Origin of the sequence: Paludibacterium flexuosum, assembly GCF_037076605.1 — a bacterium.
Lineage (GTDB): Bacteria > Pseudomonadota > Gammaproteobacteria > Burkholderiales > Chromobacteriaceae > Paludibacterium.
Genome location: NZ_AP029060.1, coordinates 3385104 through 3410782, shown reverse-complemented (window position 1 = coordinate 3410782; position 25679 = coordinate 3385104). Strand labels below are relative to the sequence as shown.

At 61.2% G+C, this 25679-nt stretch carries 19 protein-coding genes; 8 read left to right on the top strand and 11 right to left on the bottom strand.

Annotation, left to right across the window (positions count from 1 at the left end; all coding sequences use genetic code 11):
- Positions 1-78: 78 nt before the first annotated feature.
- The 9 genes from odhB to AACH39_RS16155 all read right to left on the bottom strand — a co-directional run bounded on the left by odhB (position 79) and on the right by AACH39_RS16155 (position 10081).
- Complete coding sequence (gene odhB / locus AACH39_RS16195; RefSeq protein ID WP_215777548.1) at positions 79-1347, bottom strand: 2-oxoglutarate dehydrogenase complex dihydrolipoyllysine-residue succinyltransferase; 1269 nt, start codon at positions 1345-1347, stop codon at positions 79-81.
- Between the two features lie 52 nt (positions 1348-1399).
- A complete protein-coding gene (locus AACH39_RS16190; RefSeq protein ID WP_215777550.1) occupies positions 1400-4228 on the bottom strand; it encodes a 2-oxoglutarate dehydrogenase E1 component in 2829 nt (942 codons plus the stop codon).
- A gap of 136 nt (positions 4229-4364) precedes the next feature.
- Positions 4365-5654, bottom strand: coding sequence for a citrate synthase (gene gltA / locus AACH39_RS16185; RefSeq protein ID WP_215777553.1), 1290 nt, complete (start codon positions 5652-5654; stop codon positions 4365-4367).
- 79 nt (positions 5655-5733) lie between these two features.
- A complete protein-coding gene (locus tag AACH39_RS16180) occupies positions 5734-5982 on the bottom strand; it encodes a succinate dehydrogenase assembly factor 2 (RefSeq protein ID WP_215777555.1) in 249 nt (82 codons plus the stop codon).
- Entirely contained in the window at positions 5979-6683 is a 705-nt protein-coding gene (locus AACH39_RS16175; protein ID WP_215777557.1) for a succinate dehydrogenase iron-sulfur subunit, read from the bottom strand. Before AACH39_RS16175 ends, AACH39_RS16180 begins: the two co-directional genes overlap by 4 nt.
- A 14-nt stretch (positions 6684-6697) precedes the next feature.
- Entirely contained in the window at positions 6698-8464 is a 1767-nt protein-coding gene (sdhA, locus tag AACH39_RS16170) for a succinate dehydrogenase flavoprotein subunit (RefSeq protein ID WP_215777560.1), read from the bottom strand.
- Complete coding sequence (gene sdhD, locus AACH39_RS16165; protein WP_215777563.1) at positions 8464-8808, bottom strand: succinate dehydrogenase, hydrophobic membrane anchor protein; 345 nt, start codon at positions 8806-8808, stop codon at positions 8464-8466. The genes sdhA and sdhD overlap by 1 nt, the downstream gene beginning before the upstream one ends.
- On the bottom strand, positions 8802-9176 hold the full coding sequence (gene sdhC / locus AACH39_RS16160) for a succinate dehydrogenase, cytochrome b556 subunit (protein WP_215777565.1): 375 nt from the start codon (positions 9174-9176) through the stop codon (positions 8802-8804). The genes sdhD and sdhC overlap by 7 nt, the downstream gene beginning before the upstream one ends.
- Positions 9177-9349: 173 nt before the next feature.
- A complete protein-coding gene (locus tag AACH39_RS16155) occupies positions 9350-10081 on the bottom strand; it encodes a GntR family transcriptional regulator (RefSeq protein ID WP_215777568.1) in 732 nt (243 codons plus the stop codon).
- A gap of 183 nt (positions 10082-10264) precedes the next feature.
- Between AACH39_RS16155 and AACH39_RS16150 the strand changes: the two genes are divergently transcribed.
- From AACH39_RS16150 to AACH39_RS16135, 4 genes are all read left to right on the top strand, one after another.
- Positions 10265-11245: a malate dehydrogenase gene (locus AACH39_RS16150; RefSeq protein ID WP_215777570.1), complete on the top strand. Its 981-nt coding sequence runs from the start codon at positions 10265-10267 to the stop codon at positions 11243-11245.
- Between the two features lie 117 nt (positions 11246-11362).
- Positions 11363-12467 (top strand): peptide chain release factor 2 gene (gene prfB / locus AACH39_RS16145; RefSeq protein ID WP_215782722.1). Its coding sequence is split into 2 segments (ribosomal slippage): positions 11363-11443 and positions 11445-12467, totalling 1104 coding nucleotides; the frame shifts between segments, so codons are not numbered across the junction.
- 111 nt (positions 12468-12578) lie between these two features.
- Positions 12579-14081 (top strand): lysine--tRNA ligase, encoded by a 1503-nt coding sequence (lysS, locus tag AACH39_RS16140; protein WP_215777572.1) that lies wholly within the window; start codon positions 12579-12581, stop codon positions 14079-14081.
- 140 nt (positions 14082-14221) lie between these two features.
- A complete protein-coding gene (locus AACH39_RS16135; protein ID WP_338620576.1) occupies positions 14222-14788 on the top strand; it encodes an N-acetyltransferase in 567 nt (188 codons plus the stop codon).
- 74 nt (positions 14789-14862) lie between these two features.
- Here AACH39_RS16135 and AACH39_RS16130 read toward each other — a convergent pair whose 3' ends face one another.
- Positions 14863-15063, bottom strand: a complete 201-nt coding sequence (locus AACH39_RS16130) for a hypothetical protein (protein WP_338620575.1) — start codon at positions 15061-15063, stop codon at positions 14863-14865.
- Positions 15064-15208: 145 nt separating this feature from the next.
- On the opposite strand from AACH39_RS16130, the gene arfB reads away from it, so the two are divergent.
- The 4 genes from arfB to AACH39_RS16110 all read left to right on the top strand — a co-directional run bounded on the left by arfB (position 15209) and on the right by AACH39_RS16110 (position 22629).
- Entirely contained in the window at positions 15209-15610 is a 402-nt protein-coding gene (gene arfB / locus AACH39_RS16125; protein WP_252346080.1) for an alternative ribosome rescue aminoacyl-tRNA hydrolase ArfB, read from the top strand.
- A 178-nt stretch (positions 15611-15788) separates the two neighbouring features.
- Positions 15789-17474 carry an acid phosphatase gene (locus AACH39_RS16120; protein WP_215777581.1) on the top strand — a complete coding sequence of 562 codons (1686 nt, stop codon included), beginning with the start codon at positions 15789-15791 and terminating at the stop codon, positions 17472-17474.
- Positions 17475-17594: 120 nt separating this feature from the next.
- The gene (locus tag AACH39_RS16115) at positions 17595-21221 is read left to right on the top strand and encodes an ATP-binding protein (protein WP_338620574.1); all 3627 of its coding nucleotides are present in this window, start codon (positions 17595-17597) and stop codon (positions 21219-21221) included.
- 112 nt (positions 21222-21333) lie between these two features.
- Positions 21334-22629, top strand: a complete 1296-nt coding sequence (locus tag AACH39_RS16110) for a GGDEF domain-containing protein (protein WP_215777584.1) — start codon at positions 21334-21336, stop codon at positions 22627-22629.
- Positions 22630-22642: 13 nt separating this feature from the next.
- On the opposite strand, the gene AACH39_RS16105 is transcribed toward AACH39_RS16110, so the two are convergent.
- A complete protein-coding gene (locus AACH39_RS16105; RefSeq protein WP_338620573.1) occupies positions 22643-25456 on the bottom strand; it encodes an EAL domain-containing protein in 2814 nt (937 codons plus the stop codon).
- Between the last annotated feature and the right edge of the window lie 223 nt (positions 25457-25679).

The following is a 25679-nucleotide window of genomic DNA, read 5'->3' as shown; positions in this document are numbered from 1 at the left end:
TGATGGTGAAACGCAATGCGTGAAACGGGACCCGGCTCCGCCGTCATGGCGGGCAAGCCGGATCCCTTTGGTCATCGGTTACAGATCCAGAATCAGGCGGGCCGGATCTTCCAGCAGGTCCTTGATGGTCACCAGCGTCAGCACGGCTTCGCGGCCGTCGATGATGCGGTGGTCATAGGACAACGCCAGATACATCATCGGACGCACCACCACCTGGCCGTTTTCCACCACGGCACGCTCCTTGGTGGCATGCATGCCGAGAATGGCCGACTGCGGCGGGTTGATGATCGGGGTCGACATCATCGAGCCGAAGGTACCGCCGTTGGTCACCGAGAAGGTCCCCCCGGTCAGATCTTCCAGCGACAGCTTGCCATCGCGGGCCTTGACGGCGAAATCGGCGATCTGGCGCTCGATTTCGGCAATCGACATCTGGTCGGCATTGCGCAGGATCGGCACCACCAGACCACGCGGGCTGCCCACGGCGATACCGATATCAAAGTAGCCGTGATAGATGATGTCGTTGCCATCGACCGAGGCATTCACCACCGGGAATTTCTTCAGTGCGGCCACGGCAGCCTTGACGAAGAAGGACATGAAGCCCAGCTTGACGCCGTGCTCCTTCTCGAACTTCTCCTTGTACTTGTTGCGCAGATCCATGACCGGCTTCATGTTGACTTCGTTGAAGGTGGTCAGGATGGCATTGGTCTGCTGCGACATCAGCAGGCGCTCGGCGACACGCTGGCGCAGGCGGCTCATCGGCACACGCTGTTCCGGACGGTCGGCCAGCAGGCTGGCGACATTGACGGCATCCGGTGTCGAGGCCAGGGCCGCACCACCGGCGGGGGCCGTCTTGGCCAGCACCGGGCCGGCCTGCGACGGGGCTGCCACCGGGGCGGCCGGCGCCTTGGCGGCTGCCTGCACGTCTTCCTTCAGGATGCGGCCATCACGGCCACTGCCGGAGACCTTCGACAAGTCGACCCCGGCTTCGGCTGCCAGCTTGGCGGCCGAAGGCATGGCGGCCCCGCCCGGTGCGGCGCTCGTGGCGGCAGCCGGTTCGGCCACCGCTGCGGCGGCGGCCGGCGCGGCGGCACTGACGCTGCCGGCGGCGGCTTCGGTATCGATCACCGCCAGCAACTGGCCGGAAACCACGGTCGCCCCATCGGCTTCGACCAGCTTGACGATCACCCCGGCCTGCGGCGAAGGCAGTTCCAGCACGACCTTGTCGGTTTCCAGGTCAATCAGGTTTTCGTCGCGGTTGACGAATTCGCCCACTTTCTTGTGCCAGGTCATCAGCGTGGCTTCGGAAACCGATTCCGGCAGTTGCGGGACTTTGACTTCGATCTGCATATCTTCTCCGTTTCGCGGGGCGCCGGCCCCGCGGTTATTCTTGTCTGCTGCCTTACTTGGCAAGGGTCATGGCTTCGTCGATAAAGGCCTTGAGCTGGGCAACGTGCTTGCTCATATAGCCGACGGCCGGCGAGGCGGAGGACGGACGACCGGCAAAGGCCAGCGTCTGCTTGCCGATCAACAGGCCTTCCAGACGGTGGCGGATCTGGTACCAGGCCCCCTGGTTGCGCGGCTCTTCCTGCACCCACAGCACTTCCTTGGCCGCGGTATAACGCGCCAGCTCGGCCGCGACCTGCTCGGTCGGGAACGGATAGAGCTGCTCGATGCGCACAATCGCGATGTCCTTTTCCAGACCGCGGTCACGACGGGCATTGAACAGGTCGTAGTAGACCTGGCCGGCACACAGCAGCACGCGCTTGACCTTCTTGGCATCGGCCACGGTGCTGTCACCGATGACCGGGCGGAAGCTGCCGCTGGTCAGCGACTCGATCGGGCTCATGGAGTCCTTGTAGCGCAGCAGGCGCTTGGACAGGAAGATGATCAGCGGCTTGCGGTACGGACGCAGGATCTGGCGGCGCAGCAGATGGAACATCTGACCGGCTTCCGACGGCATGATGACCTGGATATTGTGCTCGGCGCACAGTTGCAGCCAGCGCTCCAAGCGGGCGGAAGAGTGCTCCGGCCCCTGCCCGTCATAACCGTGCGGCAGGATCACACCCAGACCGCACAGACGACCCCACTTGGTTTCGCCCGAGGAGATGAACTGGTCGATGGCGACCTGGGCGCCGTTGGCGAAGTCGCCGAACTGCGCTTCCCAGATCACCAGCTCGTTCGGCGACGAGCAGGCATAGCCGTATTCATAGGCCAGCACGGCTTCTTCGTTGAGGATCGAGTCGATCACCAGGAAGTCGCCCTGCCCTTCGGCCATATTGCGCAGGGGGACATAGGCACCCTGATCCCAGCGTTCGCGATTCTGGTCGTGCAGCACAGCGTGACGGTGGGCAAAGGTGCCGCGGCCGGAGTCTTCGCCGGACAGGCGGACCGAGTAGCCGTTGGTGACCAGCGAGGCATAGGCCAGGGTTTCAGCCATGCCCCAGTCGATGTCCTGCTTGCCTTCGGCCATGGCACGGCGGGCATTCATGACCTTCTCGACCGTCGGGTGCAGCTTGAAGCCTTCCGGTATGGTGGTGAACTTGTCTGCCAGACGCTGCAGATCGGCCAGCGGCAGACCGGTATCGGTCGGATGCGCCCAGTGGGTGCCGATGAAGCGGCTCCAGTCGTTGGCATGTTCGCGCTTGTAGTTGGACAGCACGGTCTGTTCGACATGCTCGCCCTTGTCGAGCGCATCGCGGTAGGCCTTGATCAGGCCATCGGCGGCGTCCTTGCTCAGCACGCCATCCGCCACCAGACGGTTGGCATACATGGCCCGCACGCCTTCGTGCTTGGCAATGCGCTTGTACATCATCGGCTGGGTCAGGAAGGGGTCATCGCCCTCGTTATGGCCCAGCTTGCGGTAGCAGACCATGTCGATGACCACATCCTTCTTGAAGGCCATGCGGTAGTCCAGCGCCAGCTGGGTCACGTAGCAGACGGCTTCCGGATCATCACCGTTGACGTGGAAGATCGGCGCTTCGACCATCTTGGCCACGTCGGTACAGTACATGGTGGAGCGCATGTCGCGCGTATCGGAGGTGGTAAAACCGACCTGGTTGTTGATCACCAGGTGGATGGTACCGCCGGTGCCGTAGCCACGGGTCTGCGACAGGTTGAAGGTGCCCTGGTTGACGCCCAGGCCGGCAAAGGCCGAGTCGCCGTGAATCAGCACCGGCACCACCTGCTTGCGTTCGCTGTCGTTGCGGTGTTCCTGGCGCGCGCGCACCGAACCTTCCACCACCGGGTTGACGATTTCCAGGTGCGAGGGGTTGAAGGCCAGCGAGACATGCATCGGGCCATGCGGGGTCGGGATGTCACTGGAGAAGCCCATGTGATACTTGACGTCGCCCGACGCCAGATCGGTGGTCTTCTTGCCTTCGAACTCGGCGAACAGGTCGCGCGGCAGCTTGCCCAGGGTGTTGACCAGCACGTTCAGGCGGCCACGGTGGGCCATGCCGATGATCAGCTCCTGCGTGCCATGCTGGCCGGCGGTCTGAATCAGGTGGTCCAGCGCGGCAATGGCGCTTTCGCCGCCTTCCAGCGAGAAACGCTTCTGGCCGACGTATTTGGTATGCAGATAACGCTCCAGCGTCTCGGCGGCAGTGATCTGCTTGAGGATGCGCTGCTTTTTGGCCACGTCGAAACGCGGCGTCGACAGATCGGCCTCAAAGCGCTGTTGCAGCCAGTGCTTTTCCGCCGAATCGGTGATGTGCATGTACTCGAAGCCGATATTGCCGCAGTAGGTCTGCTTCAGGCGCGAGACAATCTCGGACAGCGGCAGGCGCTGCGGGCCGACCAGCGAACCCACGTTGAACTGAACGGCCATGTCGGCATCGCCCAGGCCGTGGCTGGCCAGGTCGAGTTCCGGTACCGGATGCTGATCCATGCGCTGCAGCGGATCCAGATTGGCCTGGCGTGCCCCCAACACGCGATAGGCCGAGATCAGCTTCAGCACACCAACCTGCTTCTGCATCGACTCCCACTCGGCGACAGCACTCTTGCCCTTCGGGCTCATCGGCTGCTTGGCGAGCTGGATGAACGACTCCTGGATCGGCAGGTGCGGTACATCGCGCTCGCTGGCGCCCGGCGCCTGGGCGAGCTTGTCGAAGTAGGCACGCCACTGTTCATCGATACCGTTCGGATCCGCCAGGTACTGTTCGTACAGCTCCTCGATGAACGGTGCATTCCCACCGAACAGGTAGGAATGACTGTACATGCTTTGCATCATGGTTCTGCCCTTTGTTTTGTCTTGAGTGCAGCGTGGTAAAAGCTTTAGGGGTATGGCGGGCGTCAGACGCACGCCATGACCGTAAGGCTCTCTGCGACAAAAGGAGCCGGTAACGACACCGGCTCCCTGCCTGCGTTTAGCGCTTGTCGACCGGCACGTAGTCGCGGCGCGGTGCACCGGTATACAGCTGGCGAGGACGACCAATCTTCTGTTGCGGATCGGACAGCATTTCGTCCCAGTGGCTGATCCAGCCCACGGTACGGGCCAGGGCGAAGATCACGGTGAACATCGATACCGGAATATTCAGCGCAGCCAGCACAATGCCGGAGTAGAAGTCGACGTTCGGGTACAGCTTGCGCTCGACGAAGTACGGGTCGTTCAGCGCGATCTGTTCCAGCTTCATCGCCAGCTTGAACTTCGGATCGTCATGCAGGCCCAGCTCGTTCAGGACGTCATGGCAGGTTTCGCGCATGATGCTGGCGCGCGGGTCCATGTTCTTGTACACGCGGTGACCGAAGCCCATCAGGCGGTAACGCTTGTCCTTCACGCCCTGGATGAATTCTTCGATGTTGTCTTCGGTACCGATCTCGTCGAGCATCTTCAGCACCGCCTCGTTGGCACCACCGTGCGCCGGGCCCCACAGGCAGGCGATACCGGCGGCGATACACGCAAACGGGTTGGCACCGCTCGAACCGGCGAGACGCACGGTCGAGGTCGAGGCGTTCTGCTCGTGGTCGGCATGCAGGATCAGGATGCGATCCAGCGCCTGCACCAGCACCGGGTTCGGCTCATACGGCTCGCACGGGGTGGCGAACATCATGTGCAGGAAGTTGGCGCTGTACGACAGGTTGTTGCGCGGGTACATGAACGGTGCGCCGATCGAATAGCGGAAGCACATGGCTGCGATCGTCGGGATCTTGGAGATCAGACGGAACTTGGCCACCTTGCGGTGTTCGGGATTGGAGATGTCCAGGCTGTCCTGGTAGAACGCCGACAGGGCACCGACCACACCGACCATCATGGCCATCGGGTGCGAGTCGCGACGGAAACCCTTGAAGAAGCTGGACAGCTGCTCGTGCACCATGGTGTGGTGCATGATGGTGTTGTTGAATTCGGCGCGCTGCTCGGCGGTCGGCAGTTCGCCGTTCATCAGCAGATAGCAGCACTCCAGGTAGTCGGAGTGCTCGGCCAGTTGTTCGATCGGGTAACCACGGTAGTACAGCTGGCCCAGATCGCCGTCAATGAAGGTGATTTTGGATTCGCAGCTGGCCGTCGCCAGGAAGCCCGGGTCAAAGGTAAACATGCCGGTCTTGGCAAAATTGCGGATGTCGACGACATCCGGCCCCAGCGAACCGGCCAGAACCGGCAGCTCCAGATTGTCTTTGCCTTCACTGTACGTGAGCGTCACTTTGCGGTTGGTTTCCACAGCTATTACTCCCAGTTGTTATGATGATTTTGTTTGCAGCCCTTCGACCGCCCCGCAGGGACGGCCTTCCCCTACGCGGTCAGACAGCGCGCAGCTGATGCACGATGGCCATCAGCGCGGCATCGTCCAGATCGGCCTTGCCGTTCACGACATCCAGAAAATCGTTGTCGTCCAGCTCCAGCAGGCGGCGATAGTCCGCCAGCTGCGCCTGCGTCAGATCGTCAAACCCGCGGGCGAGAAACCGCTCGAGCACGATGTCGAGTTCGAGCAGTCCCCGGCGCGAGCGCCAGCGAATCCGTTTCTTTTCGGTGGCATCGATCTGGTTCATACCGCGCGCTTCACCATCAGGTCCTTGATCTTGCCGATCGCCTTGGTCGGGTTCAGATGCTTCGGACAGACATCGACGCAATTCATGATGGTATGGCAACGGAACAGCCGGTACGGGTCTTCCAGATTGTCCAGACGCTCGCTGGTCATCTCGTCACGGGTGTCGGCGATGAAGCGGTAAGCCGCCAGCAGGCCGGCCGGGCCGACAAACTTGTCCGGATTCCACCAGAACGACGGGCAGGACGTGGAACAGCAGGCGCACAGGATGCACTCGTACAGGCCATCGAGCTCCTTGCGGTCTTCCGGCGACTGCAGACGTTCGCGTTCCGGTGCCGGCGTGTTGTTCACCACATAGGGCTTGATGGAATGGTATTGCTTGAAGAACTGGGCCATGTCGACGATCAGGTCGCGAATGACCGGCAGGCCGGGCAGCGGACGCAGCGTCACCGGCTCGGACAGGCTGGCCACGTCGGTCAGACAAGCCAGGCCGTTCTTGCCGTTGATGTTCATGCCGTCCGAACCGCAGATGCCTTCGCGGCAGGAACGGCGGAACGACAGGGTGTCGTCCATGGCCTTCATCTTGACCAGCACGTCAAGCAGCTTGATGTCCTTCGGACCGATTTCCACCTCGTAGTCCTGCATGTAAGGCTTGGCATCGGTCTCCGGGTTGTAGCGGTAGATCGAGAAACGCATTTTCTTCATGTCTGGGCTCCGGGTCAGAACGTCCGTTCTTTCGGCGGAATGTAATCCACCGACAGCGGCTTGGTATGGACCGGCTTGTAGCTCAGGCTGCGGTCGGAACCGAAGTACAGCGAGTGCTTCATCCAGTTTTCATCGTCGCGGTGCGGGTAGTCGTCATGGGCATGGGCACCACGCGACTCCTTGCGCGCCTCGGCAGACACCAGCGTGGCCACGGCCACTTCGACCAGGTTCTCCAGTTCCAGCGCCTCAACGCGCGCGGTATTGAAGACCTTGGACTTGTCCTTGATCTGCAGGACACGGGCACGATCCGCCACCTGGGCGATTTCATCCACGCCCAGCTTGAGGTTGGCGTCATTGCGGAACACACCGGCGCGCGACTGGACGGTACGCTGCATGGCGGTACGCACTTCGGCCACTTCCTCGCCCCCGGTCTGACTGTCCAGACGCGCCACGCGTGCCAGCGACAGATCGGCGGCATCAGCCGGCAGATCCTTCCAGGTCGGCATTTCTTCGCGGATGTACTTGATCATGCTGTCGCCCGCCGACTTGCCGAACACCACCAGGTCAAGCAGCGAGTTGGTTCCCAGACGGTTGGCACCGTGTACCGAGGCACAGGCACACTCACCGGCGGCATAGAAACCGTTGACGCGCGCTTCCGGATTGTCGCCCTTGGGCGCCACCACTTCACCGCGATAGTTGGTCGGAATGCCACCCATCATGTAATGGCAGGTCGGGATGACCGGGATCGGCTCCTTGATCGGATCGACGCCGGCGAACTTGATGGCAATCTCGCGGATGCCCGGCAGACGCTGGTTGATGATGTCCGGACCGAGGTGATCGAGCTTGAGCAGCACGTGATCCTTGTGCGGACCGCAACCACGGCCTTCCAGCACTTCCAGCTCCATCGAGCGCGACACGAAGTCACGCGGCGCCAGGTCCTTCAGGTTCGGCGCGTAGCGTTCCATGAAGCGTTCGCCATTGGCGTTGAGCAGAATGCCGCCCTCGCCGCGCACCCCTTCGGTGATCAGCACGCCGGCACCGGCGACGCCGGTCGGGTGGAATTGCCAGAATTCCATGTCTTCCAGCGGCAGGCCGGCACGCACGCACATACCCAGGCCATCACCGGTGTTGATGAAGGCATTGGTGGACGCGGCATAGATACGACCGGCACCGCCGGTGGCGAACAGCACCGCCTTGGCGTGCAGGATGAAGATCTCGCCGGTTTCCATTTCCAGCGCCGTGACACCAACCACATCGCCCTCGGCATCACGGATCAGGTCCAGCGCCATCCACTCGACGAAGAACTGGGTATTGGCACGCACATTGCGCTGATACAGCGTATGCAGCATGGCATGACCGGTACGGTCGGCGGCCGCACAGGCGCGCTGCACCGGGGTCTTGCCGTTGTGCTGGGTGTGGCCGCCAAACGGCCGCTGGTAGATCTTGCCGTTTTCCAGCCGGTCGAACGGCATGCCGAAGTGTTCCAGCTCGACCACCGCATCCGGCGCGGTACGGCACATGAATTCGATGGCATCCTGGTCGCCCAGCCAGTCCGACCCCTTGACGGTGTCGTACATATGCCATTGCCAGTGGTCTTCCTGAACATTGCCCAGCGAAGCGGAAATCCCGCCCTGTGCCGCCACAGTGTGCGAACGGGTCGGGAAGACCTTGGAGAGAACGGCAGTCTTGAGACCTGCCTCGGACAGTTGCAGCGCGGCACGCAAACCGGCGCCACCGCCGCCAACAATCACTGCATCAAATCGACGAACGGGTACGCCCATTACAGCCCCCAGACTACCTTGACGGAATAGATGAAACAGGACACGAGCCAAAGAATGGTCAGCGCATGCAGCGTCAGGCGCAGGCCGACCGGTTTGACGTAGTCCATCCAGATATCACGCACGCCCACCCAGGCATGCAATGCCAGTGCCAGCAGGGTCACCTGGGTCAGCAGCCGCACCCAGCCATGCGTGAACAGCGATTTCCAGCCCTCGAAGCCGGACGGCATCACCAGCAGGAACAGCACCAGCGCCAGCGTGTAAGCCAGCATCACCACCGCGGTAATGCGCTGCATCAGCCAGTCGCGCAGCCCGTAGCGGGCACCGACAACAATGCGATTTACCATACTGCCACCCCCAGAATCACAGTCAGGGCCAGGCTGACAACCAGCACGGTCTTGGCGGTTGCGCGCGCCGTAGCCAGTTCGACACCCTTATGGATATCCAGAAACAGGAAACGGATGCCGGCGATGGCATGATGCAGGAAGGCCCACAACAGGCCGATCAGCACCAGCTTGACCAGAGGGAAGGCAATCAGGGAACGGAAGGAATCGAACGATTCAGCCGAGCTCAGCGAGCCCTGGAGGAGGTAGATCAGGACCGGCAAGAACAGGAACAGCGCCGCGCCGCTGACCCGATGCAGGATCGAGACGATGCCGGGAACCGGCAGCCTGATCTTGCCCACATCCAGATGCTTGGGTCTTTGCTTCTGCATTTGGTTTTCCACTTTGTTGAGCAATTGTTTCGACAGGCCCCGTAGCCGGGGGCCGCCCGAGTCCGCCAACTCTTGTGCAACGGTCGGCTGAGACTCCACTTCAGGCCCATCGCCGACAGCCGTCGGCAATATGACCGATGAATTCTAGCAAATGCGGACGCTTGACGCCCGGATTACACACCCCGCCCTGTGGTATAAGCCAAAGCGCTGGTCAGACAGATTCGCTGCCGCCACTCCAGCGGCTCACCCTCCATCGAGGCCGACACACGCAGCATGGACAACACCGGCTGCTCAGGCTCCACCCCCAGCAGGGCCGCGTCTTCGCGGCCAAGCATCACGGCGCGCAGCTGAGCGGCGGTTACCCGCGGACGCACGCCGAAACGACGCTGCAGGGCCACATACACACCGCCACCGCACTGACGGATCCAGCGCGCATCCAGGCCGTCAAACGGCTCGGCCGGCAGATAGACATCGTCCAGTGCCACGGCCAGACCACGCAGGCGCCACAGTTGCCGCACCCGGATCACCGGGGCACCGCGCCGCAACCCCAGCAGACGCGCCACCTCTTCCGGTGCATTGCCGCGCGAACAGCCCAGCAGTTCCAGCCCCAGCTCATCCGGCTTCTCGTCCAGCAGACCCGGCGTGACCAGACAGCCCTCGCCCCAATCGCTGGCAACATCGGCGACAAAGGTACCGCGCCCCTGGCGGCGATACAGGATGCCCTGTGCCACCAGTTCACCCAGCGCCTTGCGAACGGTCCCCTGACTCACATCCAGCTGCGCGGCGAGTTCCCACTCGCTGGGCAGTGCCTGGTTGGCCTGCCATTCGCCTTCGCCGATGCGCCGGATCAAAACCGACTTGATTTGTGCATAAAGCGGCAGGCGCCGCAGCGTGTTTCTCATCATCCCCGTCTTTTTATCACCAAACAAATCAAGCGTAAAGAGAAGTCTTATATAAGACATAAGTTTCAGGCCAAGACATTTGCAACAATAGGACATTTCCGAACACATGGCCAATTCTGCGTGCTACACTCAGGCATCTGACGAAATGCAGCACCAAAAACGGACACACAAAGGAGAGTCAGTCATATGAAAGCCCCCGTACGCGTAGCCGTCACCGGCGCCGCCGGCCAGATTGGTTACAGCCTGCTGTTCCGCATCGCCAGCGGCGAAATGCTCGGCAAGGACCAACCGGTCATCCTGCAACTGCTCGACCTCCCGCAAGCCCAGACCGCCGTCAAGGGCGTGATGATGGAGCTGGAAGACTGTGCCTTCCCGCTGCTGGCCGGCATGGTCGCCACCGACGACCCGAACGTCGCCTTCAAGGATGCGCAAGTGGCCATCCTGGTCGGTGCCCGCCCGCGCTCGAAAGGCATGGAACGCAAGGACCTGCTGGAAGCCAACGGCGCCATCTTCACCGTGCAGGGCAAGGCGCTGAACGATCACGCAGACCGCAACGTCAAGGTGCTGGTCGTCGGCAACCCGGCCAACACTAACGCCTACATCGCCATGAAGAGCGCACCGGATCTGAATCCGCGCCAATTCACCGCCATGTTGCGTCTTGACCACAACCGTGCCCTGTCGCAACTGGCAGGCAAGACCGGCAAGCCGGTGTCGTCGATCCGCAAGCTGGCAGTGTGGGGCAACCACTCGCCGACCATGTACGCCGACTACCGCTTTGCCACCATCGATGGCCAGAGCGTCAAGGCACTGATCAACGACCACGAGTGGAACCGTGACGTCTTCCTGCCGACCGTCGGCAAGCGCGGCGCAGCCATCATCGAGGCACGCGGCCTGTCTTCCGCCGCCTCGGCCGCCAATGCCGCCATCGATCACATCCGTGACTGGTGGCTCGGCACCAACGGCGAATGGGTCACCATGGGCATCCCGTCCGATGGTTCCTACGGCATTCCGGAAGGCCTGATGTACGGCTTCCCTGTTGTATGCGAAAATGGCGACTACAAGATCGTGCAAGGTCTTGAAATCGACGAATTCAGCCGCGAACGGATGACCATCACCCAGACCGAACTGGAAGAAGAGCGCGCAGCCATCCTGCCGCTGCTTGGCTGATCCGCACCGTCCGCCGGCCTGACCGGCAGTCGATCAAGGCGCACCCCCGGGGTGCGCTTTGCATTTGATGCCCTATCATTAGAGTTTCTGGATATTTATTTGGAGTGGTTGAGCATGATCGAAGCAGAAGTTCTGAACCAGATCGCGGCCAAGATGGAAGATCTGGCTACCCGGTTGATTGATATCCGGGGGTATCTTTGACTACGCTGGCAAAAAAGACCGGCTGGAAGAAGTCGTACGCCTGACCGAAGATCCGGATATCTGGAACGACCCGAAAAAGGCCCAGGACCTGGGCCGTGAGCGCAAGCAGCTCGAAGACGTGGTTCTGACGCTGGAAACCCTCGACGCCGGCGTGAGCGACAGCCGCGACCTGTTCGACATGGCACGCGAAGAAGGCGACGACGACACCATCCTGGCGGTCCAGGCTGACCTGGAGGGCATCGAGAGCCGTCTGGCCGAGCTGGAATTCCGCCGCATGTTCAGCGACCCGATGGACCCGCGCCCCTGCTTCCTCGACATTCAGGCCGGCGCCGGCGGCACCGAGGCCCAGGACTGGGCCGGCATGCTGCTGCGCATGTATACCCGCTTTGCCGAACGCAAGGGCTTCAAGGTCGATGTGCTGGAAGAATCCGAAGGCGAAGTCGCCGGGATCACCAGCGCCACCCTGAAGATCGAGGGCGAGTATGCCTACGGCCTGCTGCGCACCGAAGTCGGCGTACATCGCCTGGTACGGGTGTCCCCCTTTGATTCGAACGCCCGTCGCCACACCTCCTTCTCCTCAGTCTTCGTCTATCCGGAAGTCGACGACTCGATCGAGATCGAGATCAATCCGGCGGATCTCCGGGTGGATACCTACCGCGCATCCGGTGCGGGCGGTCAGCACATCAACAAAACCGATTCGGCTGTGCGCATTACCCACAACCCCACTGGCATTGTGGTACAGTGTCAGAACGATAGATCGCAGCATCGCAACCGCGACGAAGCCATGCAGATGCTGCGTGCCAAGCTGTATGAGCTTGAGCTAAAAAAGCGCAATGCCGCCAAGCAGGCGCTGGAGGACACCAAGACCGACGTAGGCTGGGGACATCAAATTCGTTCCTACGTCTTCGACCAGTCGCGCATCAAAGACCTGCGCACCGGTCACGAGGTTGGCAACATCAAAGCCGTGATGGATGGCGATCTGGATGACTTCATCCAGGCCAGCCTGAAGCAAGGCGTTTAAAAAGCCGGGGATGGTCCCCGGCTGGCAGCAAGGGAAGCCCACCTCCCGACGCACATCTACCCCCTGGTGCATCGATTGCGGCTTCCTCATCAAGTAGCTAATGGAGCTTTTATGTCTGAACACGAACAAACATCTGCGATTCAGGACGAAAACCAAATCATGGCGGAGCGCCGCCTGAAGCTGAAAGCAATCCGCGAAAAAGGCGTCGCCTATCCGAACGATTTCAAACGCAATGCGTTTGCCAAAGATCTGCAGGAGAAACACGCTGGTAAACCGGGTGATGCGCTGGAAGCCGAAAAGATCGAGGTCGCCGTCGTTGGTCGCATGATGCTCAAACGTGTCATGGGCAAGGCTTCGTTCGCCACGCTGCAGGACTTCACCGGCACGATCCAGATCTTCGTCGCCAGCGACGACGTGCCGGCCGAGTCCTACGAAGATTTCAAGCGTTGGGACATCGGTGACATCCTCGGGGTAAAGGGTTCGCTGTTCATCACCAAGACCGGTGAGCTGACGGTGCGTGCCAGCGAGGTGCGCCTGCTGTCGAAGGCCATCCGTCCGCTGCCGGACAAGTTCCACGGCCTGACCGACCAGGAGCAGAAGTACCGTCAACGCTATGTTGACCTGGTGATGAACCAGGAGTCGCGCGACGTGTTCTTCAAGCGCTCGCAGATCGTGCAAAACATCCGCTCGATCATGATTGGTGAACGCTACCTCGAAGTGGAAACCCCGATGCTGCACCCGATCCCGGGTGGCGCACTGGCCAAGCCGTTCAAGACGCACCACAACGCGCTCGACATGCCGATGTTCCTGCGCATTTCGCCGGAACTGTATCTGAAGCGTCTGGTCGTCGGTGGCTTCGAACGCGTGTTCGAAATCAACCGCAACTTCCGTAACGAGGGGATCAGTACCCGTCACAACCCCGAGTTCACCATGATGGAGTTCTACGAGGCCTACTCGGATTACCATCGCATGATGGAAATGACCGAGAAGATCATCCAGGACTGCGCCATGAAGTTGTACGGCACGCTGCAGATTCCGTATCAGGGCAAGACCGTCGACCTGTCGACCTTCGAGCGTCTGACCACGGTACAGGCGATCAAGAAGTACAACCCGCAATACACCGATGCCCAGCTGAATGATCCGGAATGGGTAGCGGCCGAGATCAAGCGCCTGGGCGGCAAGTTGCCGGGTGCGCAAGGTCTGGGCAGCCTGCAACTGACCCTGTTCGAAGAATGTGCGGAAGGCCAGCTGTGGAACCCGACCTTCATCATCGACTATCCGGTCGAGGTCTCCCCGCTGGCACGAGCCTCCGACAAGTTCGAAGGCATCACCGAACGCTTCGAGCTGTTCTGCACCGGTCGCGAACTGGCCAACGGTTACTCCGAGTTGAATGACCCGGAAGACCAGGCAGCCCGCTTCATGGAGCAGGTCAAGCAGCTGGATGCCGGCGACGACGAAGCCATGCACTACGACGCCGACTACGTGCGTGCGCTGGAGTATGGCCTCTCCCCGACCGGTGGCTGCGGTATCGGTATCGACCGTCTGGTCATGCTGCTGACCGACTCGGCCTCGATCCGCGACGTGGTTCTGTTCCCGCACCTGCGTCCGGAATAAGCCGTACCGCAAGGCAAGTACTGTCACGACCCGCGCAAGTTCGCTTGCGCGGGTTTTTTCATGTCCGCCAGGCTTTTTACACCTTTTTGATATGTGCTCGGCTACCTTGACATCACTGACACCCAAGGGAGCGCAAGATCGTGATCGCCGACGCCAATCTGCCCGCCAACATCACCGAACAAGCCTGCATCCGGCCGGCCCTGCCGGCTGACATCGCCCCGCTGCTGGCGCTGGAATGGACCCGCCAGCCCCATCAACGCCTGGCCCGCAACCAGTTGCGTCATCTGCTGACCCAGGGTCATGCCCTGACGCTGGTCGATGAATTCCATGGCAAGATCCGCGGCTATATCCTGCTCCTGTTTCGCCGCGACAGCCGTCGCAGCCGCATCTTCAACCTGACGGTCCACCCCTCCTGGCAGCGCAGTGGCGTCGCCTCCGGCCTGCTGCAAGCCGCCGAGCAAGCGGCACACATTCTGCAACGACCGCACCTGACCGTTGACATCACCGCCGACAATATCAGGGCACTGCAATGGTTTCTTGGCCAGGGCTACCGGCCATGCAGCGAACATCCGCAGGACACGCGCAGCGGGATCGGGCTGTACCGGCTGGAGAAAACCCGCCTGAGCCGACCGCGCCCCCATACGCGCCGCACCCAGCGCTGGGCCTTCTCGCTGGACAATGGCGCCTCCCCATCAATGCCTCTCTGAACACGACATGTCTGTCCCAAATGACAAAGCCCCCGATGGGGGCTTTGTCTGCAGACAGCCAGGAAGGCTATCGCTCATTCGGCCGGTCTCTGCGCACCAGCCGCCGCACAACCGGATCGTCGACGCCACCAGCTCATCAGGCGACCACGACGTGGTCGGGTCAGGGCCAGATAGCGTCCGAGCAACATGCGCTGCCGACGCGCCCATGGCGCAATCAGCGCATCGGCCTGTGAACGGGACTCCTCCCGCGGCTTGGTCTGATTCAATAAATGCATGTAAAGACCCATGGTCCTCTCCGATCCTGTCATGCCGCACTGTTGCAGCGACCTGCCCATCTTAGGGAAGAGCAGATAAAAAACGCATAAAACCAGCGCTCTCCCGACAGTGCTATCATGCGGTCAGCCAATGCCGGAACCCACCATGATCCGCTTTACCCTCGACGACAACGACCTGCAGTACAGCGCCATCCGTGCCCAGGGCGCGGGCGGCCAGAACGTCAATAAAGTCTCGAATGCCGTCCACCTGCGCTACGACATCCACGCCGCCCAGTTGCCCGCCATCCTGAAAGAACGGTTGCTGGCCCTGTCAGACCAGCGCATCAGCCGTGACGGCACCATCATCATCAAGGCACAGCAATCACGCAGCCTGGAGCAGAACAAGCTGGAAGCGCGCCAGCGCCTGATCGAACTGATCGAGTCCGTTGCCACCACCCCCAAGACCCGCCATGCCACACGCCCGACGCTTGGCGCCAGAAAGCGCCGGCTGGAAGGTAAAAGTCGCCGTGGCGAGATCAAGGCACTGCGCGGCAAGATCCAGGACTGAGAAGCAGGCTTGTTTAGCATTGGCTGAAATACCACAGGCATGGACACTTGCATATTGCTGTAATCAAAGCAAATTACACTATTCCGGATAAATAACACTGACCATTCGTAGAGGTCACTTCTACTTAAGTGACATAATCTACCCATCGCCAACCCAGGCAAATCCGGAGTCCATGCATATGACATCGAAGCCAGAAGATCAAATCCAAACCGACAATCAGCCCGCAGACCCATCACGTCGCAAACTGTTCGAGACGGCCGCGGCATTGAGTGTCGCCACCGTCATGCCGACCGTGTGGTCACAAGGGGCCGAAGCCGCCGCCAGCCACGCGGCGCCCATGGTTCTGACCGGTGGGGCACTGGATAAAAAGCTGAAGAGTCACGTCAAGAACATCGTGGTGATCTATCTGGAAAACCGCAGCTTCAACAATCTGTTCGGTAATTTCCCCGGCGTACGCTACCCGCTGTCGGCAGTTCCGGCCGAAGCCTACCAGCAGAAGGACCGGGATGGCCGCACCACCCTGGCCACCCTGCCAAAAATCTGGGGCGGACTGGTGCAAAAGGGCCAGACTGTTGCCGGCAAGTACTACATGATCGGTGAAGACAAGATCACCGGTTTGCCCAATGCCCCGTTCCCGCTCAAGGATGCCGAAGGCAAACTATTGCCCGAGGCGGTCATCACCCGTGACCTTTGGCACCTGTTCTACCAGAACCAGATGCAGATCAACGGCGGCAAGAATGACGGCTTTGCGGCCTGGGCAGATTCCGGCGGCCTGGTGATGGGTTATTACAGCGAAACTGCCAAGAACCTCAACCAGTGGAAAATCGCCCAGGAATACACCCTGTGCGACAACTTCTTCATGGCGGCCTTTGGCGGCTCCTTCCTGAACCACCAGTTCCTGGCCTGTGCCCGAGCCCCGTTCTACCCGAACGCTGCCAACAGCCCGGCCAAGGGCAAGATTGCCGTGCTGGAAGACGGTCCGACCGGCACCCGCCTCAAACTGGCGGCCGACAGCCCGGCCTCGGCGCTCGGTGGCGTGCCGAAATTCGTCAATAATGGTGCCATTTCGCCGGATGGCTATGCCATCAACACCATGGCCCCACCCTACCAGCCGAGCTACATCCCGCCGGCCAGCGGTGGCGATCCGGCACTGGCCGATCCGAACAACCCCAATACCCTGCCACCGCAGAAGCATGACACCATCGGCGACCTGCTGTCGGCCAAGGGTGTCAGCTGGGCCTGGTACAGCGGTGCCTGGCAAGCGGCGCTGGATGGCAAAGGCGGTCCGGACCAGCCGAACTTCCAGTACCACCACCAGCCGTTCAACTACTTCGAACGCTATGCCCCGGGCACCGCGGCACGCGCCAAGCACCTGCGCGATGCCGGCCTGGGTGACAGCCCGGTGTCCAACCACTTCCTGGCAGATATCGAAGCCGGCAAGCTGCCTGCAGTGAGCTTCTACAAGCCGCAAGGCAACCTGAACCTGCACGCCGGCTACTCGGATGTCGAGTCGGGCGACCGTCACGTGGCCAACGTCCTGGCCTACCTGCGCAAGAGCCCGCAATGGAAGAACATGGTGGTCGTGGTGACCTATGACGAAAACGGTGGCTGGTGGGATCACGTGGCCCCGCCCAAGGGTGACCGCTTCGGCCCGGGCTCGCGCATTCCGGCCATCGTCATTTCGCCGTTTGCCCGCAAGGGACATGTCGACCACACCTTCTACGACACGACCTCGATCCTGCGCCTGATCACCCGCGTGTTTGACCTGCCCAAGCTGGAAGGCATCAAGATGCGCGACGAAGCCTTTGCGGCGCAAGGCACCCAGGGTCCTGGCGACCTGACCGGCGCACTGGCCTTTGCCTGATTCCCGCCCTGCCCAGCACAAAACCCGGCTCTGGCCGGGTTTTTTTATGGGAAGCCATAATGACAAAAGGGTAATACGACCTAATATTCAATCTGGTTCATTTTCCAGGATCGGTCGCTCATGGCAAGTCCCGCACCCGACTGGCGTGCCCTGTTCGAGGCGATGCCCGGCCTTTGTCTGGCCTTGCAGGCCGATGGCACCATCCTGGCGGCGACCAACGCCTGCTGCCGGGCATTGGGTCTCACCCAAGCACAATTGTCCGGACAATCCATCCTCACGCTGGCGAAAAGGCATACCCCGGAGACCGACCGCCGCGAGCTGGCCCAGCTGCTGGCACAATGGCAACAGGACCCGCCTGACGCACAGGGGGCGGCTCAGCCGTGGCGGCTCGTGCTGGACGAGCAGACGGCACAGCCTGTCGCCTGCGAGCCTCGTCTGCAGGCCATTCCCGATGAGCACGGACATCTCTCCTGGCTGCTATTGAGCCTGATCCCCCGGTACGCTCAGCCAGACAGCCCGCTTTCGCCTTCCCCCTCGCCAGAGTGGCCGCAGGGGTATGAGGCGCTCAACCAGCTCTACCAGAAAACCCTGGAGCTGGACGAGCTGAAAAGCCGCTTCCTGACGCGCATCAGTCATGAGCTGCGCACCCCGCTGACCCTGGTGCTGGGCCCCATCGAGCTGTTGCTGACGCAATCCGACCTCAGTGACAGCAGCAAACGCCGGCTGGAAATGGTGGCACGCAATGGACGCTACCTTTATCGGCTGGTCAATGACCTGATGGATCTGTCACGGCTGGCGGCCCGGCGCATGGGGCTGCATTATGGCCGCTTTGATGTCGCCGCCAGCCTGCGCATACTCTGCGCCCAGTTTGATGCCGAGGCCCGCCAACAAAAGATTGCCTACCAGATACAAACCCCGGAAACCCTGTTGCTGGAGGCCGATGAGGCCAAAGTGCAGCGCATGGTGCTCAACCTGCTGACACATTGCCTGCAGCACACCCCAGCGGGGGGCCACGTCGACATTGAACTGAGCCGACAGGGCGAGCACCTGCGGCTGGATATCCGCGACAGCGGCCCGACGCTGCCGCCCGAGATGCGCGAGGACATCTTCGACCACCTGCGCCCTGTCGCCCTGCCCGGGCGCAAAAGACAATCAGGCATGGGACTCGGCCTCTCCATCGTGCGGGAGTTCGCCATGCTGCATCATGGCAATGTGGTCTGTCTGCCGGTCACGGCGGGAGGCAACCTGTTCCGGCTGACACTGCCATGTCTCGCGCCCCCCGGCAGCAGCATGACAGACAAGCCGGAGGCGCTGGATCCGATCCTGTCACGCCAGGCACAGGATGAACGCCAGGCCCACCACTTGCCCCTGCCGGACGGCAGTGAGACACCGCAGCTTGCACCACGCATCTTGCTGATCGAGCCGCACAGCGACATGAATCGCTATATTGCCGAAGCGCTCGGCCAGCATTACCGGGTGGTGAGCGCCCTCTCCGGTGCCGAAGGACTGGAACAGGCGCTGGCACAGCAACCGGATCTGATTCTCGGTGACGCCGCCATTCAGGACATCCCCGGCGAGACACTGATCCGCGAGCTGAAGAAGCACCATGAGCTGGCGGATGTGCCCATCATCGCGCTGACCAACCGCAGCGATCGCCAGTATGGTATTCAACTGCTGCGACTGGGCATCCATGGCTTCATCAGCAAGCCCTTCCCGCTGGAAGAACTGCTGGCCAGGGTCAGCAATGCCCTGGCTGAACGCCAACGGGTCCGCACGACACTGTTTGCCAGCGAAGCCCGCTTTTCCAGCATCTTCCATGCCTGTCCGGAGGGTATTTGTCTCACCCGGCTGAGCGATAACCTGTTTGTCGATGCCAATGAAGCCATGCTGAAAATGCTGGGATACGAACGAGCTGAACTCATCGGTCACAGCGGGCTCCAGATCGGCCTGTGGGCCCAGCCGGAAAGTCGCAGCGAAGTTCTGCAGCAACTGGCCCGGACTGGCCTGGTTCAAGACAGGCTGACCAGGCTGCGCCACAAGAATGGCACCGTGCTGGAGGTTCGCCTGACGGCGCGACAAATCGACATCGGCGGGCAGCCTCATTTACTGGGCATCCTCAGCGACATCACACCGCAAATGCAGGCACAGCGAGAACTGGAGAGCCACAAAACCCAGCTGGAAGCCGAAGTCGCCGTACGCACAAACGAACTGGTCAAGGCACGTCAGCAAGCCGAGCAGCTCACCGAGGCCAAGAGCGAATTCCTCGCCAACATGAGCCATGAAATCCGTACCCCCTTGAACGGGATTCTCGGCATGGCGCAGATCGGCCACCGCGACACACATGAAGAGCGGGCCAGGGCCATCTTCGGTCGTATTCTCGACTCCGGCCATCTGCTCTCCGGTGTCATCAATGACATTCTGGACTTCTCCAAGATCGAGGCCGGCAAAATGGCCATCGAAAGTGTGCCGGTGGATCTGCACCGTCTGCTGGATGATCTGTTCGTCCTGATGCAGCAACCGGCCCAGGACAAGCAACTGCAACTGGCCCTGCACAAAGCCCCCTCCTTGCCTCATGCCTGCGCACTGGATCCACTCCGTCTGAAACAGATCCTGATGAACCTGCTGGCCAATGCCATCAAGTTCACCGAACACGGCAGCGTGACGCTGCTCGTGGCACTGGAAGCACCCTGGCTGGTTTTCCGGGTCAGAGACACCGGGATCGGCATCGCGGCAGAGCAGGTTGAAAGCATGTTCGACGCCTTCCAGCAGGCCAACAGCTCCACCACACGCCAATATGGCGGCACCGGGCTGGGGCTGGCCATCACCCGGCGCCTGATTGAGCTGATGAGCGGCGAGATCCGTGTCGAGAGCCAGCAGGGCAAGGGCAGCCTGTTTGAAGTGCGGCTGCCTTATCTGGCCGCCGAGCTGCCTGACACGCAAGGCAGGCAGCCCCCCCTCGCTGCCGCACAGCGACTGGCGGGGCTGCGCATTCTGGTCGCGGAAGACAGTCGGGTCAATCAGATGGTGCTGGAGGAAATGCTGCTCGCCGAGGGGGCCTGCATCGACCTGGTGGCCAATGGCCAGGAAGCGGTCGAGCGCATCCGCCAGGCACCACCCCGGCATTACCACCTGGTTCTGATGGACATTCAGATGCCGGTGATGGACGGGTATGAGGCCACCCGTCAACTGAGCACCATCGCTCCGGCACTGCCGATCATCGGTCAGACGGCACATGCCATGAGCGAAGACCGGGCCAAATGCCTGGCGGTGGGGATGGTCGATCATGTGGCCAAGCCGATTGATCTGGAGCAGCTGGTAGATTGCATCATGCGTCACTGCCGTCCGGACAGCCTGGCGCCGTCCGGCGCAACCGCCCCCCCCCTTCGCGCGGAAACACCCCCGCCGGGAGACTACCGCATACAGTGGGCAGAACTGGAAACCCGCTATGCCCGCAATCCGGCTTTCATCCGGCAACTACTGACGGTTTTTCTCAACAGCAATGCCGGCCTGCCACAGCAACTGCGTCAGGCACTGGGCCGCCAGGACAGCCATGCGCTGGCCGGTCTGGCGCATGGGCTGAAAGGCATGGCTGGCAGCATCGTGGCGCGTGACTTGCTGGCGCTGAGCCAGCATGTGGAGCAGGCAGCGAAAGCCCAGGCGCCAGATCAGTCTGAACTGACCGAAGCGCTGATCGGCCGGCTGGAAGACACGCTGACCGATATCCGGCAGCGCCTGGAAACCCTCTGAGGGCCGGATGTCAGCCCTTGGGACGATCACCGGGGAGAGGACTTGTTAAACGGGACGATGGAAAAGTTTCCTATACTGGCTAAATCACCGCCACCCGGTCAGGACGGCCAGTATGACGAAGCCCTCAGACCCGATCGATGCCGCAAAGCTTCTGGCAGAGCACAGCTCGCTGTTTCGGGCCATCACGGACCACTCTGACAACGTCATCAGCGTCAAGGACCTCGACGGACGCTACCTGTATGTCAACCAGCAATACATCCGTCTGTTTCACCAGCCGGCGGAGCGCTATTACGGACACACCGACAGCGAGTTGTTTCCTCCAGAGATTGCCACGCAATTTCGCAACAATGACCTGCGCGTCCAGCAGCAGAACGCCGCGCTGACGGTGGAGGAGATTGCCCTGGTCGAAGGGCAGCCGCGCCACTTCCTGTCGGTCAAGTTCCCGATTCACAATGCGCTGGGCCAGATGTATGCCACCGGCCTGATCGCCACCGACATTACCGAGCGCAAGGCCGCGGAGCAGCAATTATGGGCCAGTGAGGAGCGTTTCCGACTGGCATTCGAGCAGGCCACAGTCGGCATGACCATGGTCGACATCAACGGCATGATCCTGCGCATCAATCCGTTTGGCAGTCAGTTGCTCGGCTATCAGCAACACGAGCTGGAAGGCCGGCACATCAACAGCATCACCCATCCGCAAGACCGGACCCGCTCCATGGCCCTGATCCGCAAGGCCCTGGCCAGCAACCTGCCGCATGCCGAAATCGAGAAGCGTTATCTGCACAAGGATGGCTCGGTGCTGTTCTGCCGGATTGCCACCTCACTGATCCGCGACAGCCAGGGACAGCCTCTCTACTTTGTCTCCCATATCAACAATGTGACCGAAACCCTGCGTATTGAGGCCGAACTGAAGCGTCTGGCCAATACCGACCCGCTGACCGGCGTCGCCAATCGTCGTCCTTTCCTGGAACGCATGCAGCATGAGCTGGCACGGGTACGGCGCTATGGCGTCCACAGTTGCTGCCTGATGCTGGATTTCGATCACTTCAAGCGGATCAATGACCGCTGGGGCCATAGTGGCGGCGACGCCGTCCTGCAATATTTCAGCCAGGTCTGCCAGCAGCGGCTGCGTGCAACCGACCTGCTGGGGCGACTGGGGGGAGAGGAGTTTGCCATCCTGATGCCGAATACCGATCTGGCAGGCGCGCGGGAGCTGGGGGAGCAGCTGCGTCACTGGGTGACACAGCATCCCCTGCAGCAGGGGGAGCAGCAAATTCACTTCAGCATCAGTCTGGGGATAACTGAAATGCGGGCAGAAGATACCTCGCCGGATCAGGTGCTGGCCCGCACCGACGAAGCCTTGTATCGCGCCAAGGATCTGGGCAGAAACCGCATCGAGTGCCTGTAAGCCGGCAAGGGGCTCAGGCGCTCTCGGCCGGCAACAAGGTCCCGAGACTCAGCAATTGGGCAAACTCGGTCGCAGGCAGTGGCCGGGCCAGCAGATAGCCCTGAACCAGATCACAGCCCTCGCCGAGCAGGAAGTGCCACTGCTCGATGGTTTCCACCCCCTCGGCCACCACCTTCATGTTCAGGGTCTGGGCAATATTGATCACCGCCTTGGCAATCTCGCTGTCGTCGCTGTCGTGCGGAATGTCCTGCACGAAAGAGCGGTCGATTTTCAGCTTGTCGGCCTTGAAGCGTTTCAGATAGGACAGACTGGAATAGCCGGTGCCGAAATCATCGATCGACAGCTGCATGCCCATGCGCTTGATGGCATCGATGGTCTGCACGGTGGCTTCGACATCCTCCATCACCACGCTCTCGGTCACCTCGATATCCAGCACCCGGCCCGGCAGGCCGTTGGCCGACATGGCTCGCTCCAGCGTCGGCACCAGATCGGCCTGGCGGAACTGTAGCGCCGACAGGTTGATCGCCAGCGAAATTTCGGGCAACCCGCCTGCATTCCAGGCAGCCAGCTGGCGGCAGGCCTCGCGGATGACCCAGTTGCCGAGCTGAACGATGAAGCCACGCTCCTCGGCCACATCAATAAAGCGGTTGGGACCCAGCAAGCCCAGTGCCGGATGGTTCCAGCGGATCAGCGCTTCGGCGCCGACAATGCGGCCGGTGCGCATGTCCACCTGGGGCTGGTAGTGCAGCACAAACTCGTTGCGGTCGAGGGCAAAACGCAACTGGCTTTCAATCGCCAGGATCTCGTGGGCACGGGCATTGAGGTCGGCAGTATAGAACTTGAAGCTGTTGCGACCGAAAGACTTGGCGTGATACATCGCCGCATCGGCATTGCGCACCAGCATGTCGAAATCGCGCCCGTCCTCCGGATACACGCTGATGCCGATAGACGGAGTAATGCTGATCGAATGGTTTTGCAGATCCACGGCCGGGGCAAAGGCATGGATAATGCGTTCGGCCAGCATGGCGGCCTCGCCCGGATCCTGGATGGCGGGCAGCAGGATGATGAACTCGTCGCCCCCCTGGCGCGCCACCATCTGCCCGGGCGCCAGCACCGACTTGATGCGATCGGCAGCCACCTGCAACAGGGTATCGCCCGCCGAATGCCCCAGGGATTCGTTGATGGTCTTGAACCGATCCAGATCGAGCAGCAGCAGGGCCAGGTGCAGGTTGTCGCGCGCGGCCGCCGTGATGGCCAGCTCGGTACGATCCTGCATCTGCGCCCGGTTGGGCAGACTGGTCAGCACATCGAAATGCGCCAGGAACTGGATGCGCTCATCGGCGGCACGCCGTTCCGACTGATCGCTGAAGATGGCCACGTAGTGGGTGACCTCGCCCAGGGCACTCTTGACCACATTGATCGCCAGCCACTCCGGATAGATCTCGCCATTCTTGCGCCGGTTCCATACCTCGCCCTGCCAGAAGCCCTGCGCGGTCAACTGCTGCCACATCTGGACATAGAAGCCTTCGTCATGACGACCGGAGGACAGAATGCTCGGTTTCTGCCCCAGCACTTCCTGCTGGCTGTAGCCGGTAATATCGCTGAAGGCCCGGTTGACGATGCGGATGCGCAGATCGGCATCGGTGATCATGATGCCTTCGGTGGTGTTCTCGAACACCTTGGCTGCCAGTTGCATACGCTCTTCCGCACTGCGCCGTTCGGAGATGTCACGCACCATGCGCCAGACGGCATTGATGCGGCCCATCGGGTCGCGCATGGCGACCGTCTTGACGCTGACCGGGACCGGATTGCCGAAGCGGTTGAGATAGGTAGCCTCGAATTCGTCACAATAGCCGAAGCGCAGCACCTTGTTGTCGAGATTGAAATGCTCCAGAGCTTCGCTCTCGGTCGACACCAGCGACCAGAAATTCTGCAGCTTGAGCTGGTCGAGGTTGTAGCACATCAGATTGAGAAAGGCCGGATTGGCGTCAATCACCTGGCCATCGAGCGAGCTGATGATGATGCCGTCCAGATTGGACCAGAACAGCTCGCGATATTTGTTTTCCGAACGCCGCAGCGCATCTTCCATCTCGCGCCGGCGGGCAATATCGGCCTCCAGCGCCATGGTCTTGGCGCGCAACTCGTCAAACAGTCGCTTGAGCTCAGAGCGTGTCCACTCGAGATGGCGGCCCAAGCGTCCGATCTCGTCACCCCGCTCCCAATGAAACCGGCCATCCAGTTTGAGTTCCGCCAGCTGCGTGGCCTGATCGGTCAACTGACGGATCGGACGCAGGAAGCGCGAATGCAGGATGGCCATGATCAGCAGCATGGAGAGCACGATCTGCGCCAGCAGGGTCATCACCATGCGCTGCAAATCGCTTTTCAGCCGGTTGGCCAGATGCTCGGTATCGAATTCGATGGTGACCTGACCGATTTCTTCCCCCCGGTAGATCACCGGTTTTTGCAGAATGGACACCGAGCCGATACGGCGCTCGCTGCGCAGGGCGGAAAGGAAGACGGTATTGGACTGCGTATCTGTGACGCGGATCGACACCACGCGCTGATCGTCCATCACGGACTCGATCAGCGGTGCGCCGGATTGCCGGCTCAGGTTCCACAGCGGTTCCTGCATCCCCAGCGCCAGAATGTCCAGCACCCGTTTCTGATCGGAAGACAGATCACTGGTCACGGTCTCCCTTTGCAGATTGAGCGTCAGCGCCCCCATCAGCGTGGCAGGGATCAGCACCCCAAGCAGGACTGCAATCAGAAATACAGTGCGCAACGACAGTACGGCGGCAAAGCCGGTTTTAGCGTTCGACATCGTCATGCGATCTCAGTCCGTCCAAATCCTCAGGAATAGCCTGGATGGTTGAATTAAGGTCGATCATCTATTCGGTAAAGTATACACGTACATCATTATTTCTAGGGATTCCCACACTCAGATGTTATGTTTTTTTCTCTTTTGCCATCGATTCCGTTTTCCACCCCCCCTGCATCCGGCTCCGCTGGCCATGCTGATTGCTTTGCGATTGGCGAGTGCCTACAATCGA

Coding starts and splice junctions, on each gene's coding strand:
- odhB (WP_215777548.1), bottom strand. CDS start 1,347: ATGCAGATCGAAGTCAAAGTCCCGCAACTGCCGGAATCGGTTTCCGAA.
- AACH39_RS16190 (WP_215777550.1), bottom strand. CDS start 4,228: ATGATGCAAAGCATGTACAGTCATTCCTACCTGTTCGGTGGGAATGCA.
- AACH39_RS16180 (WP_215777555.1), bottom strand. CDS start 5,982: ATGAACCAGATCGATGCCACCGAAAAGAAACGGATTCGCTGGCGCTCG.
- AACH39_RS16175 (WP_215777557.1), bottom strand. CDS start 6,683: ATGAAGAAAATGCGTTTCTCGATCTACCGCTACAACCCGGAGACCGAT.
- sdhA (WP_215777560.1), bottom strand. CDS start 8,464: ATGGGCGTACCCGTTCGTCGATTTGATGCAGTGATTGTTGGCGGCGGT.
- sdhD (WP_215777563.1), bottom strand. CDS start 8,808: ATGGTAAATCGCATTGTTGTCGGTGCCCGCTACGGGCTGCGCGACTGG.
- sdhC (WP_215777565.1), bottom strand. CDS start 9,176: ATGCAGAAGCAAAGACCCAAGCATCTGGATGTGGGCAAGATCAGGCTG.
- AACH39_RS16155 (WP_215777568.1), bottom strand. CDS start 10,081: ATGATGAGAAACACGCTGCGGCGCCTGCCGCTTTATGCACAAATCAAG.
- AACH39_RS16150 (WP_215777570.1), top strand. CDS start 10,265: ATGAAAGCCCCCGTACGCGTAGCCGTCACCGGCGCCGCCGGCCAGATT.
- lysS (WP_215777572.1), top strand. CDS start 12,579: ATGTCTGAACACGAACAAACATCTGCGATTCAGGACGAAAACCAAATC.
- AACH39_RS16130 (WP_338620575.1), bottom strand. CDS start 15,063: ATGCATTTATTGAATCAGACCAAGCCGCGGGAGGAGTCCCGTTCACAG.
- arfB (WP_252346080.1), top strand. CDS start 15,209: ATGATCCGCTTTACCCTCGACGACAACGACCTGCAGTACAGCGCCATC.
- AACH39_RS16120 (WP_215777581.1), top strand. CDS start 15,789: ATGACATCGAAGCCAGAAGATCAAATCCAAACCGACAATCAGCCCGCA.
- AACH39_RS16115 (WP_338620574.1), top strand. CDS start 17,595: ATGGCAAGTCCCGCACCCGACTGGCGTGCCCTGTTCGAGGCGATGCCC.
- AACH39_RS16110 (WP_215777584.1), top strand. CDS start 21,334: ATGACGAAGCCCTCAGACCCGATCGATGCCGCAAAGCTTCTGGCAGAG.
- AACH39_RS16105 (WP_338620573.1), bottom strand. CDS start 25,456: ATGACGATGTCGAACGCTAAAACCGGCTTTGCCGCCGTACTGTCGTTG.